This is a genomic window from Pseudomonas sp. (assembly GCF_030698175.1).
Lineage (GTDB): Bacteria > Pseudomonadota > Gammaproteobacteria > Pseudomonadales > Pseudomonadaceae > Aquipseudomonas.
In genome coordinates this window covers 1-12,762 of sequence record NZ_JAUYNT010000029.1, presented here as the reverse complement: position 1 = coordinate 12,762, position 12,762 = coordinate 1, and the positions used below count along the sequence as shown (strand labels likewise).

12 protein-coding genes are annotated in these 12,762 nt (G+C 60.7%); 2 read left to right on the top strand and 10 right to left on the bottom strand.

What is annotated here, in order from left to right:
- Window positions 1–449: 449 nt before the first annotated feature.
- From Q8R10_RS15515 to bioB, 10 genes are all read right to left on the bottom strand, one after another.
- Entirely contained in the window at window positions 450–2,228 is a 1,779-nt protein-coding gene (locus Q8R10_RS15515) for an acyl-CoA dehydrogenase C-terminal domain-containing protein (RefSeq protein ID WP_305654752.1), read from the bottom strand.
- Between the two features lie 195 nt (window positions 2,229–2,423).
- Window positions 2,424–3,716 (bottom strand): diguanylate cyclase, encoded by a 1,293-nt coding sequence (locus tag Q8R10_RS15510; RefSeq protein WP_305654751.1) that lies wholly within the window; start codon window positions 3,714–3,716, stop codon window positions 2,424–2,426.
- A 204-nt stretch (window positions 3,717–3,920) separates the two neighbouring features.
- A complete protein-coding gene (locus tag Q8R10_RS15505; protein ID WP_305654750.1) occupies window positions 3,921–5,726 on the bottom strand; it encodes a phenylacyl-CoA dehydrogenase in 1,806 nt (601 codons plus the stop codon).
- A 165-nt stretch (window positions 5,727–5,891) separates the two neighbouring features.
- The gene (locus tag Q8R10_RS15500) at window positions 5,892–6,626 is read right to left on the bottom strand and encodes a putative metalloprotease CJM1_0395 family protein (protein ID WP_305654749.1); all 735 of its coding nucleotides are present in this window, start codon (window positions 6,624–6,626) and stop codon (window positions 5,892–5,894) included.
- A gap of 40 nt (window positions 6,627–6,666) precedes the next feature.
- Window positions 6,667–6,948, bottom strand: a complete 282-nt coding sequence (locus tag Q8R10_RS15495) for a hypothetical protein (RefSeq protein WP_305654748.1) — start codon at window positions 6,946–6,948, stop codon at window positions 6,667–6,669.
- A gap of 93 nt (window positions 6,949–7,041) precedes the next feature.
- Window positions 7,042–7,731, bottom strand: coding sequence for a dethiobiotin synthase (bioD, locus tag Q8R10_RS15490; protein WP_305654747.1), 690 nt, complete (start codon window positions 7,729–7,731; stop codon window positions 7,042–7,044).
- A gap of 1 nt (window position 7,732) precedes the next feature.
- The gene (gene bioC, locus Q8R10_RS15485; RefSeq protein WP_305654746.1) at window positions 7,733–8,539 is read right to left on the bottom strand and encodes a malonyl-ACP O-methyltransferase BioC; all 807 of its coding nucleotides are present in this window, start codon (window positions 8,537–8,539) and stop codon (window positions 7,733–7,735) included.
- A gap of 66 nt (window positions 8,540–8,605) precedes the next feature.
- Window positions 8,606–9,337, bottom strand: coding sequence for an alpha/beta fold hydrolase (locus tag Q8R10_RS15480; RefSeq protein WP_305654745.1), 732 nt, complete (start codon window positions 9,335–9,337; stop codon window positions 8,606–8,608).
- Window positions 9,330–10,520 carry an 8-amino-7-oxononanoate synthase gene (gene bioF, locus Q8R10_RS15475; protein WP_305654744.1) on the bottom strand — a complete coding sequence of 397 codons (1,191 nt, stop codon included), beginning with the start codon at window positions 10,518–10,520 and terminating at the stop codon, window positions 9,330–9,332. The genes Q8R10_RS15480 and bioF overlap by 8 nt, the downstream gene beginning before the upstream one ends.
- A 24-nt stretch (window positions 10,521–10,544) precedes the next feature.
- Entirely contained in the window at window positions 10,545–11,618 is a 1,074-nt protein-coding gene (gene bioB, locus Q8R10_RS15470) for a biotin synthase BioB (RefSeq protein WP_305654743.1), read from the bottom strand.
- 108 nt (window positions 11,619–11,726) lie between these two features.
- Between bioB and Q8R10_RS15465 the strand changes: the two genes are divergently transcribed.
- A complete protein-coding gene (locus tag Q8R10_RS15465) occupies window positions 11,727–12,446 on the top strand; it encodes a ComF family protein (protein WP_305654742.1) in 720 nt (239 codons plus the stop codon).
- A gap of 50 nt (window positions 12,447–12,496) precedes the next feature.
- Window positions 12,497–12,762 (top strand): LptF/LptG family permease (locus Q8R10_RS15460; protein ID WP_305654741.1); only part of this gene is annotated, 266 nt, incomplete at its 3' end.

Here is a 12,762-nt window from a genome sequence, read left to right as displayed (position 1 = left end):
ACTTGCCGACGGGAAGCACGCAAACGCCAACAGCATCGGTCAACCCACAAGTTGTGGCATCAATGTCTAGCTGGACGAACGGCGAAGCACGACATGTGCCAACGCCTGGTTTAACCAGCAACACCAAGCCCCGAGCCGCAAGCACCCATTATTAGGTATAGCTTCAAACCTGACATTTGCCGAGGTTGAGACTCGCAATAACTGCGCATTTGTAGCCGCCGGTATAGGCTCGGCATGGACCCGACAGACACAAAACACCACCCCAAGCGCATCGAACAGCTTCTCGACATTGCCTAGCGAGCCCAGTAACCAATCAGGGCAGACTTGGCAACATCTCGCCACCTATCGGCAAGAAACGAAAAAGCCCGGCAGGTTTTAGCCTGCCGGGCTTCTTCGTAACTCATCTCAGCATTAACGACTCAAAAGTGTCGCCAACTGTTTGGCACTGCTTAGAACTGCGCAGCGTCGAGCAGATACAGCGACTCGCTGCCGGCCTTGACCGAGGCGGTCAGGGAGTGGATGCGCGGCAGCAGGCGGGCGAAGTAGAAGCGCGCGGTGCCGAGTTTGCTGACGTAGAACTCGTCCTGATCCTGCTTGGCCAGTGCGGTGCGGGCCATCAAGGCCCACATGTAGGCGTAGGCGGTGTAGCCGAACACTTGCAGGTACTCAACCGAGGCCGCGCCGATTTCATTCGGGTTGCTCTTGGCGCTGTTGAGCAGCCAGGCGCTCAAGTCGTCGAGGTTGTTGATGGCCGCCTTAAGCGGCTCAACGAACTCGGCCAGCGAGGCATCGGCGCTGCCGATAAAGGCTTTGATCTCGTCGGCGAAGTGCTTATACATAACGCCGCCATTGCCGACGATCTTACGGCCCACCAGGTCGAGGGACTGAATGCCGTTGGTGCCTTCGTAGATCTGGGTGATGCGGCAATCGCGGATCAGCTGCTCCTGGCCCCACTCACGGATAAAGCCGTGACCGCCGAAAATCTGCTGGCCGTGCACGGTGGTTTCCAGCCCCATGTCGGTCAGGAAGGCCTTGGCCACCGGCGTTAGCAAGGCAACCAACTCTTCGGCGCGCTTGCGGGTGGTGGCGTCTTCACTGAACTTGGCAGTGTCGAGCTGCATCGCCACATAGCTGGAGAAGGCCCGGCCGCCTTCGTTCAAGGCCTTCATGGTCAGCAGCATGCGGCGCACGTCTGGGTGCACGATGATCGGATCGGCGACTTTATCTTTAGCCACGGGGCCGGTCGGCGCGCGGCTCTGGATGCGGTCGCGGGCGTATTCGATGGCGTTCTGGTACGAACGCTCACCCAAGGCCAAACCTTGCACGCCGACACCCAGGCGCTCGTAGTTCATCATGGTGAACATGGCGTTCAGGCCTTTGTTCGGCGCATCGATGATGTAACCGACGGCGCCGTCAAAGTTCATCACGCAGGTAGCCGAGGCCTTGATGCCCATTTTGTGTTCGATCGAACCGCACGAGAGGCTGTTCTTGGCGCCCAAGGAGCCATCGGCATTGACCATGAATTTTGGCACCAAAAACAGCGAGATGCCTTTCGGCCCCGCTGGCGCGTCCGGCAGCTTGGCCAATACCAGGTGAATGATGTTGTCGCTGAGGTCGTGCTCGCCACCGGTGATGAAAATCTTGGTGCCGCTGATGCTGTAGCTGCCGTCAGCCTGTGGCTCGGCCTTGGTGCGAATGATGCCAAGGTCGGTGCCGGCATGCGGCTCGGTCAGGCACATGGAGCCCGCCCAAGCGCCCGAATACATATTTGGCAGATAGGCTTCTTTCAGCTCTTCGCTGGCGTGGGCGTTGATCGACAGGCAAGCGCCAGCGGTCAGCATCGGGTACAGACCGAAGGACAGGTTGGCCGAGTTGACCATCTCTTCGACTTGCGCCGAAATTGCCTTGGGCATGCCCATTCCGCCGAACTGCGGGTCACCGCCAACGCCAACCCAACCGCCTTCGGCGTAGGTTTTGTAGGCCGCCGGAAAGCCGGCCGGGGTATTTACCGCGCCATCGGTCCAGCCACAGCCTTCTTCGTCGCCGCTACGGTTAAGTGGCGCGACAATGCCTGCAGTGACTTTGCCGGCTTCTTCGAGAATAGCGGCGGCGGTTTCTTCATCCACCACTTCGGCAATGGCTGGCAACTGTGCCCACAGCTTAGCCACCTCAAAAACTTCATTGAGGACGAAGCGCATATCGCGCAGGGGCGCTTTGTAATCAGCCATGTGAACCTCTCGAAAAAGACTGGCAGGATCGCCATTTAAATCAGCGGCAATTGTACCCGACCAACAACAATGAGCAAAAGGGTCGACTTGTGACCGCGTATCAATATTAAGTCACGCCGCGAGCCACGCTCCAGTCAGTTTAGCTCGCCACCCTTGCCCGCCAATAACAGCGACAGCCGGCAGCTAACTGCGTATTCAGGCTTGCGCAGCTGTCACCCGCACCGCTCCGCGGCGCACTTGCCCGAGCGCCATGACCTTATTGCGCCCGGCGTTTTTGGCCTCATACAGGGCCTTGTCCGCCGCCTTGAGTACATCTTCGGGATTAGGCTGCGCAGCTTGGCGCTGGGCGACGCCGATGCTGACGGTCACGGCCACACTGCCGGCGCTTTTAACCCCGCGCTTTTGCCGGCCCTGCTGATCATCATGGGGACGCCTGGCGGATTCGCGCAACTGCAGGTGATAAGCCTCAACCGCCGCCCGAACCACCTCCAGATGCGGCAGACACTGCTCAATGGTCTTGCCCGGAAACACCAAAGTGAACTCCTCACCACCGTAACGATAGGCCTTGCCGCCACCACCGATCTTGCCCAGTTGCTGGGCGACCAGCCGCAACACCTGATCGCCGACGTCGTGACCGTGGGTGTCGTTGAATTTTTTAAAGTGATCGATATCCGCCATCGCCAGCACGTAATTGCGCCCCAGCCGCTGCAAATGTTCATTCAACGCGCGACGGCCGGGCAAGCCGGTGAGCTCATCACGAAAGGCCATTTGGTACGCCTCGTGCGCCACGGCCACGGCGATCATCAGCATCACCTGGCTACTCATGATGTTCAGCGCCTGCGGCTCGATAAACACCTTGGGCAGCATCCACAACAAGCCGAGCAGGCCAACTAATTGCGCCGCATGCAAGGGCCGGGGATGGCGCAGGTATTGCACCAGCAACAGCAGCGCCGCCACCGCAAACAGTGGATAAGACAGCTGAATCAGGTTCATCCAACCAGCATGCAAGGCCGGCCAGCGGATGTCCGCCAGCCAGCTCAACACCTCTACGGGGTAACGCTGCTCGAGTGCCGCCGCCACGCCGACCACGGCAAACAACACGGCGGCGCGGGCGACCAAGTCTTGTATCAGCTGGGTGCGCTCCTGCCAGGCGGCGTACAGGCCATAGAGCAGCGGCAACAGCAAACTGCACAGATGAAAGATCAGCGCCGCGTCGTCACGCACCCGGCCATTGGCGCGGAAATAGTCGGTTTGGCTGTCGAGTAAGAAGTAGCCGAGGTACACCGTCAGCAACAAAAACAACTCACGCTGGCGGCTGTAGACCATGCAAAAAGTGCCGCCGAGCAATAGCAGCAGGGTCGGCAAGACATTAAACAGCGAGTTAAAAAACTCGTTCAGGGTCGCCAGACTGGCGGCCAACAGCCCGCCGACGAGCAGCAGCAACGACGGCAGGAAATGCCCAAGGCGCACAGCAGTAAAGCGCAACACGGCAAAACTCCCAGCTAACCCGCACGAATGTCAGCGCCCATTTTGCCTGCAGACGGCCCGCAAGGCACAGGTTGCAGATCGCAAACCTGAGTTTTTAGCCGATTTAATCGCCCGCAACGAAAAATGCCGCTGACCCGAAGGCCAGCGGCATTTTTTATTCGACACCAGTGCAATCTGGCGTCTAACCACTCAGCTGATTACAACTTAGTAGCCCAGCGCGAAGTTCTCTTCTTTCATATCCATCAAGTTGCTGGCACCGGAAACCATGGTGACCACCAAGCCACGGGTACGCGGCAGGATACGCTGGAAGTAGAAGCGCGCAGTCTGCAATTTGGCGGTGTAGAACGCCTCTTCGTCAGTGCCGGCAGCCAGTTTTTCGGCAGCCAGACGCGCCATGTCGGCCCAGAAGTAAGCCAGGCAGACGTAACCGGAATACATCAGGAAGTCCACCGAGGCGGCGCCGACTTCTTCGCGGTCTTTCATCGCAGCCATGCCCACTTTCATGGTCAGCTCGCCCCACTCTTTGTTCAGCGCGGCCAATGGTGCAACGAACTCTTTAACAGCATCGTTGGCTTCATTGGTTTGGCAGAACTTGTGGACGATCTTGGTGAAGCTTTTGAGGGCCTCGCCTTGGGTCTGCAGAACTTTACGGCCGAGCAGGTCCAGTGCCTGAATACCGGTGGTGCCTTCGTACAGCATGGAAATACGGCTGTCGCGAACGTTCTGCTCCATGCCCCACTCGGCGATAAAACCGTGGCCGCCGTAGATTTGCACGCCGTGGTTAGCCGACTCAAAGCCCACTTCAGTCATAAAGGCTTTAGCAATTGGGGTGAGGAAAGCCAACAAGCCATCGGCGGCTTTTTTGTCTGCTTCGTTTTCGCTGTACTTAACGATATCAACTTGCTTGGCCGTGAAGTACACCATGGCGCGGCTGCCTTCGGCAAAAGCCTTCATGGTCAACAGCATACGGCGTACATCAGGATGCACGATGATCGGGTCAGCGGCTTTGTCCGGCGCTTTCGGGCCAGTCAGCGAGCGCATTTGCAGGCGGTCACGAGCGTACTGCAGGCCACCCTGGAAACCGATTTCGGCGTGGGCCAGACCTTGCAGAGCAGTACCCAGACGGGCCGTGTTCATAAAGGTGAACATGCAGTTCAGGCCTTTGTTGGCTGGGCCGATCAGGTAACCGGTGGCGCCGTCAAAGTTCATCACGCAAGTCGCATTACCGTGGATGCCCATTTTGTGCTCGAGCGAGCCACAAGAAACGGCGTTACGTGCGCCAGCAGTACCGTCTTCGTTGGCCATAAACTTAGGCACGATAAACAGCGAAATACCCTTGGTGCCTTCTGGGGCATCAGGTAGGCGTGCCAATACGATGTGGACGATGTTCTCGGCCATGTCGTGTTCGCCAGCCGAGATAAAGATCTTGGTGCCAGAAACCTTGTACGAGCCGTCAGCCTGAGGCTCAGCCTTGGTGCGCAACATGCCCAAGTCAGTACCGCAATGGGATTCGGTCAGGCACATGGTGCCGGTCCACTCGCCAGTCACCAGTTTGGTCAGGTAAGTGTGCTTCTGATCAGCGGTGCCGTGCTCGGCGATGGTGTTCATGGCGCCGTGCGACAGACCTGGGTACATGCCCCACGACCAGTTAGCTTCGCCAACCAGCTCGCTCAGCACCAAGCCCAGCGACTCAGGCAGGCCTTGGCCGCCGTGATTGACATCGTGAGACAGGCTTGGCCAGCCGCCTTCAACGTACTGCTGGTAGGCTAATTTGAAACCCGACGGGGTTTTAACGCCCGACTCGCTCCAGGTGCAACCTTCGATGTCGCCGGTGCGGTTCAGCGGGGCAATTACCTGCTCACAAAACTTGGCGCCTTCCTCAAGGATGGCGTTGACCATGTCTGGGGTAGCGTCCTGGCAAGCCGGCATACTTTGATAATGCGCTTCGTAGCCAAGTAATTCGTCACGAACGAAACGAATATCACGCAAGGGGGCCTTGTAATCAGGCATAGCGAATAACCTCTGCTGTAAATTGCGAATTAGGGTGACCGGCTTGCCAGTCGTTGGCGGGATCACTCCCAGCGACCCGATAGACTACATGCGGGCCAGCAGTCAAACAGGCGTTTGAAACATACGTTTACGCCAGGACCTTGTCAAGCATCGACCGCAGGCTATTTAGGCAACCTCATTAAGCACCGACGCTGGCTCCTGCGGCAGACCTAAGCGGCGGTACAGCTGCAGACTAGGCGCTAAATCCGCGTCCTGCTGATCTGTTTTTGTCGCTTGCTCGGTTTGTTGCTCTGACTCGTCTTGCTCATCTTGCGCCGCCAGGGCTTTGCGCTCGGCAATGGCGCTGGCCGCCGCATCGCGCTGTTGCACCGCCAGCTCGACGCGCGCCTGAGCGGCGAGCACCTGAGCTTGCGCCGCCACCCGCCGGTCTTGCCCGGAGGGTTCGGCCGGCGCCAATGCCGCACGCGCGACCTGTTCCATTTTGCGCAGGGTGGCGGCCGGGTCATTGGCTATGGCGCTAGCGTCGATACTGACCTCGCCGCCGACCGCATAGGTTCGACCATCGGGGCCACGTTTGAAGATGTAGGTTGGTCCGCCGGCGTAATTACCACCGACTGACGCATGGGCCTGTTCGTGGGCACGCACTTCGCGATCACGACGGCTTAGCTGGGCAACTTGCTGCTGGATTAGTTGCTCTTGCGCGGGAGTTACGACCGGTCGACCGGCGGCATCGACAGTTGCTGAACTATCAGACTCAGGCTGCACCGCAGCAGACGATGCTGAAGGGGATGGGGAGGCCAGCCCAAGGAGCGACTCAGCCGTTACTGAGCGCAACGACGCACGCGCGGGCAGGGCCACCGAGGCAGCTGTCGCAAAATGACCTAACCCACCGACGTTCATCTAACCCCTCCTCGCTCTGGCGGGAGGCCAAGAAATGGTTTTATGCGTGAAGATCCAGCAAGGTACCCAGCGCATCGTCGGCCGTTTTGATCACCTTGGCGCCGGCTTGCACCTGCTGCTCACCTATTTGCAGATCAACCACGCTGCTGGCCAGATCGACCTGTTGCGCTTGGCTATTGCTCGGACTAGGCGCGGCCGACTCCGCCACCGGTTTGGGCAGACTAGCGCTGGCGATATCAGTAGCGGCCTGATTAACCCGTTGCTGACCACTCTGAACGCTGCTCAGCCCCGAATTAAAGGCACTACTGGCAGAAATTTGCATGGCGACGCTCCCTACAGGGAAGAACTTCAGCTTCAATTTGAACCGAGATTGCGCAAAAAATATACAAGCAAAGAGCAATCAGCCGACCACTGCTTATCGCTGGATATTAAGTAGACCGAGGTCAAGGTAGCGCGCCACGTTTGCCGCCGAGGGCTCAGCGAGCAAGGGGATTCGCCCCAGGCAGGGCGCATTCAGACGCGCCTCGAGGGCGGCAATATTTTCCTCCAGGCGTGGCATTTGCGGCTCAAGCAGATTCGCCACCCAACCAGCCACGCGCAGGCCGTCGCGCTCGATGGCCTCGACCGTCAGCAAGGCGTGATTGATACAACCTAGGCGCACCGCCACCACCACAATCACCGGCAGCTGTAGTGCTATCGGCAGCTGCGCCAAGGTTGCCGACTTATTCAGTGGCACCCGCCAACCGCCAGCGCCTTCGACCAAGGTGAAGTCCGCCCGCCGGTCTAAGACTGCCTGTACGGCAGCCGTAAGGGTGGCCACCTCCAAGGTTACCCCCACCTCACTGGCCGCCAGATGCGGGGCAATCGCCGGGGCAAAGGCGAAGGGATTGACCTCGGCGTAACGCAGCGGCTCTGAACACTCGGCCAGCAAGGCCAGCGCATCGCTGTTACGCAAGCCGTCGGCCGTCAGCTCGCAACCAGCCGCCACCGGCTTGACTGCGGCGGTGCTCATACCGGCCAGCCGCGCGGCACGCAGCAGCCCGGCGGCGACCGTGGTTTTGCCGACATCGGTATCGGTACCGGCAATAAAGAAGGCCACAGGCATTTCAATGCTCCTTTTGCAGCACGGCATACACCACTTGGTAAGTGGCGGGTAACCCTTGCGGTTGGCGAAACCCTTCATAGGCGGCCAGTAACCCGCGCAGGCGCGCCGGCCCAGTCAGCCCGCCTGGACGACCGGGATTGAGATTGTGTGCACCCAGGGCTTTTAACTCACCGGTCAGATCGCGCACCTCGGCGTAGTGCAACACCTGCGGCCGAGTCTGCAGACTCAGCACCCGCAAGTCGCTGGCGGCGCAGAGCCGTTGGTAGTCGGCAAAATGGCGAAACTGATTCACATGGCTCAAGCCATCCACGGCCTGCCAACTGGCGCGCAACTCATGCAGGGTGCCGACGCACAGGCTGCTAAACGCCAGCACGCCACCCGGTTGCAGCACCCGCCGCGCCTCGGCCAACACCTGGGCAAAGTCGCCACACCACTGCAGCGCCAGGCTGGAGAAAATCAAATCGCGGCTGCTACTGCGCAGTGGCAACGATTCGGCATCGCCGGCAATAAAATGCGCCGCGCCCGCCAAGGGTTGGGCGTGCTTGAGCATGCCCTCGGCGATATCCACGGCCACGCCTGCACCCGTGCCAAAGCGTTGCGCCAACACGCGACTGAAGTAGCCGGTGCCGCAACCCAGATCCAGCCAGCAGTTAGCCGCCAGATCTCTCGGCAAACGGTTTAGTAGCTCATGACCAATGCTGCGCTGCAGTCCGGCCACGCTGTCGTAACTGTCGGCGGCACGTGAGAACGAGGCGGCCACCTGGCGCTTGTCTGGTAAGCCCGGCAGGACGTGAGCTAAATCAGTCATCCTTGGCCTCGCCCAGACATAAGTATCCGCCCAAGCACGCCGCAGCCTTTTATTACCTTGGCCAGCTCAATCATCCTTGGCCTCACCCATAAAGGCCGCCAGCGCCGCCGCCACTTCGTGGGGCCGCTCCAGCACAAAGGCGTGGCTGGCCTGCTCAATCAGACCGACCTCAACATCCGGCACCAGCGCCAGCAGCGCGCCGGCGACCTCCGTCGGCAGCAAAGCATCGGCGGCCGCGAACAGATGCAACTGCGGGCCGCGATAGGCCTGCAACGCCGCCCGCGTGTCCATGCACTCGAGCAGCTGCAAACCAACCAACAGCTCAGCCGCCGAACTGCGGGGCGCGCTGGCCGCCAGCAAGCGGGCCAGGCCGCGCGAATCGGTGGCGCCTTGGGAGCAGAGCAGGCTAAAGCGCTTCAGGCAACTCTCGGCACTCTGCTCGCAACTGGCCAAAAACGCCGCGAAGACCGCCTCCGGCATCGCCTGGGGCCAATCGCTACGGGCGACAAAACAAGCGTTGCTGGCCAGGGTGATCAGCCCGCAACAACGTTCGCCACGGCGCGCCGCCAGCTCAGTGGCGAGCATGCCGCCTAGCGACCAACCGCCAAGCCACACATCCTCAGGTAGATTGGCATCCAGCTCATCCAGCCATTCGTTCACATCCGCCGAATCGAGTGCCGGCAGCGGCTCTATCTGCACCCGTAGGTTCGGTTGCAAGCCTTGCAACGCGGCCGCCAAAGGCTCCAGCGGCGCGCTTCCCAAGCCCCAGCCGGGCAACAGAATCAGCCGATTACGCATGCACAGCCTCCATCGACTCAGGCACAGCCAAAAGCGGCCAACAGTCGGCCAGAGCCTCGAGCAATTGCTCCAACTGTGCCTCGCTATGGGCGGCGCTAAGGGTCACCCGCAGACGGGCGCTGCCGGCCGGCACGGTCGGCGGGCGAATGGCGGTGACCAACAAACCACGCTCACGCAGCATGGCCGACAGTTGCAGGGCGCGGGCGCTGTCGCCGATCAGAATCGGCTGGATCGGCGTGAAGCTGTCCATCAGGCTTAGGCCGATCTCGGCCGCACCCTGGCGAAAGCGCGCAATCAATTTATTCAGGTGCTCGCGGCGCCAGCCTTCGCTGCGCAGCAACTCCAGGCTCTTCAGCGTCGCACAGGCCACCGCCGGCGGTTGGCTGGTGGTGTAGATGTAGGGCCGGGCGAACTGGATCAGGGTTTCGATCAGTTCCTCGCTGCCGGCCACGAAGGCGCCGGCGGTGCCGAAGCCCTTGCCGAGGGTGCCGATCAACACCTGCACATCCTCCAGGCCCAAACCGAAATGCTCGACTATGCCGCCACCCGTGGCGCCCAGCGGGCCGAAGCCATGGGCGTCATCCACCAGCAGCCAGGCGTCTTTTTTCTTGGCCTCGGCACAGAGTGCCGGCAAATCGGCCAAATCGCCGTCCATGCTGAACACCCCGTCGGTCACCACCAGGCAATTGCCGCTGGCCTTATCCAGGCGATTGGCGAGGCTGGCCGCATCGTTGTGCAAATAACGGGAGAACCGGGCGCCGGACAGCAGACCGGCATCCAGCAGCGAGGCGTGATTGACCCGGTCTTCCAGCACCGTATCGCCACGCCCGACCAGCGCCGTGACGGTGGCCAAGTTGGCCATATAGCCGGTGGAAAACAGCAAGGCGCGCGGGCGGCCGGTGAACTCGGCCAGCGCCTCTTCCAGCTCATGGTGCGGGCTGCTGTGACCGATCACCAGGTGAGAAGCGCCGCCGCCCACGCCCCACTTGGCCGCGCCCTGCTGCATGGCGGTGATCACCTCGGGATGATTGGCCAACCCCAGATAATCATTCGAACAAAAGGCCAGCAGCGGCTGACCATCGACCCGCACCAGCGGCGCCTGCGGGCTTTGCAGATGGGGGCGCTGGCGATACAGATGGGCGGTGCGGCGTTCGCTGAGGCGAGTGGTTAGATCGAAAGACATAGGAATCACCTCAGCAAAAGCGGATCAGGCCGAGGCGGCGTTATAGAACTGCTGCGAACCGCGCTGCTCAATCAAGGCTTGCTCGATGGCGGCTTGATGCACTTCGTCGGCGTACTCTTCACGGGCTTCCGGCTTGATGCCGAGGCGGGCGAACAGCTGCATATCCTTGTCGGCTTGCGGATTGGCGGTGGTCAGCAGCTTGTCGCCGTAGAAGATCGAGTTGGCCCCGGCCAAAAACGCCAGCGCCTGCATCTGCTCGTTCATCGCCTCACGACCCGCCGACAGGCGTACATGGGACTGCGGCATAAGGATGCGCGCCACGGCCAGCATGCGGATAAAGTCGAACGGATCGACATCGTCGGCATTCTCCAGCGGCGTGCCCTTAACCTTCACCAGCATATTGATCGGCACCGACTCGGGATGCTCGGGCAAGTTGGCCAGTTGAATCAGCAATCCTGCGCGGTCGTCCAGCGACTCGCCCATGCCCAAGATGCCACCGGAGCAAATCTTCATCCCGGCATCGCGCACATAACCCAGAGTCTGCAGGCGCTCGCCGTAAGTGCGGGTGGTGATGATGCTGGTGTAGAACTCCGGCGAGGTGTCGAGGTTGTGGTTGTAGTAATCCAGCCCGGCGCCGGCCAGCGCGGCGGTCTGCTCCTGATCGAGCTTGCCCAGGGTCATGCAGGTTTCCAGGTCCATGGCCTTAACGCCTTTGACCATTTCCAGCACATAGGGCATGTCTTTCGCCGAGGGATGCTTCCAGGCCGCGCCCATGCAAAAACGGGTCGAGCCTATGGCTTTGGCGCGGGCGGCCTCCTCCAGTACTTTTTGCACTTCGAGGAGTTTCTCTTTCTCCAGGCCGGTGTTGTAGTGACCGGACTGCGGGCAGTATTTGCAGTCTTCCGGGCAGGCGCCGGTTTTGATCGACAGCAGCGTCGACACTTGCACCCGGTTGGCGTTGAAATGCCCGCGGTGCACCGTTTGCGCCTGAAACAACAGGTCATTGAACGGCTGCTCGAACAGCGCCTTAACCTCGGCGAGGGACCAATCGTGACGCAGGTTCGAACTGAGGGCGGTACTGCTGACGGAGGCGCTCATGGGTTGTTCCTTATTAGTAGTCGCTGGCTGCTAAAGTGAAATGGCAGCCCACGGATATTGGCCATGGCTGGGCATAGGTTGTTGGGTATAGATAGTTAGGGAAGCTTTATGCGCTGTCAACCAACAGACAACAAGGCGGTTTACAACTGGTTAAAAACCAACCAGCACTGCCTGCTGTGCGACGAACCCAGCGACAGCCCGCTTGCCCTGTGTGGCGACTGTGAAGCTGAACTGCCGTGGCTCGGCAGTCACTGCTTAAACTGCGCGCTGCCCCTGCCCTGCGCGGGCCTCACTTGCGGCGCCTGCCTAAAACGATCACCGAGTTTCACTCGGGTCGAGGCCGCCTGGCGTTACAGCTTCCCGGTCGACAGCCTGATCACCCGCTTCAAACATCGGGCGCAATGGCCATTGGGACGTCTGCTCGCCGAGCTTTTGTCACATCATCTGCAACATGCCTTTAGCGAAGGGCTGGCCAAAGCCGATTTATTGCTGCCAGTGCCCCTGTCGCGCCAGCGGTTGCGGCAACGCGGCTTCAATCAGGCCCAGATGCTGGCCGACTGGCTCAGCCACAGCCTGCAACTGCCGCAAGCCTCTGAGCTGTTAGTACGCAGCCACGACACCCCGGCGCAACAACAGCTGACGGCCGCCGAGCGCAAACGCAACCTGCGCCGGGCCTTTGCCCTGACTGACGAGCAGTCCATCAAGGGCCGTCACGTGGCGCTGATCGACGACGTGCTGACCACCGGCGCCACCGCGGAGGCCTGCGCCAAACTGCTCAAATCGGCCGGGGCGAAGAGCGTCTGGGCCGTGACCGCGGCCCGCGACTAGTGCGGATTCTGCGCACTTATATCCTCAGGGAACTGCTCCAGCCGACCGTCATGGCGCTGGTGCTCTTCACGTTCGTCCTCTTGGTCGGCAACCTCGTCAAGCTGACCGACCTTTTGATCAACAAGGGGGTCTCCCCTCTGGCGATCGGGCAGATGTTCGGGCTGCTGGTCCCCTCGCTGCTGAGCTACACGCTGCCGATGGCGGTGCTGACCGGCACGCTGCTGGCGTTCGGCAAGCTCTCGAGCGACCGGGAGATCCTGGCGATGAAGGCCTCCGGCGTCAGCTTCTACGCGATCGCGGCTCCGGTCCTTCTGGT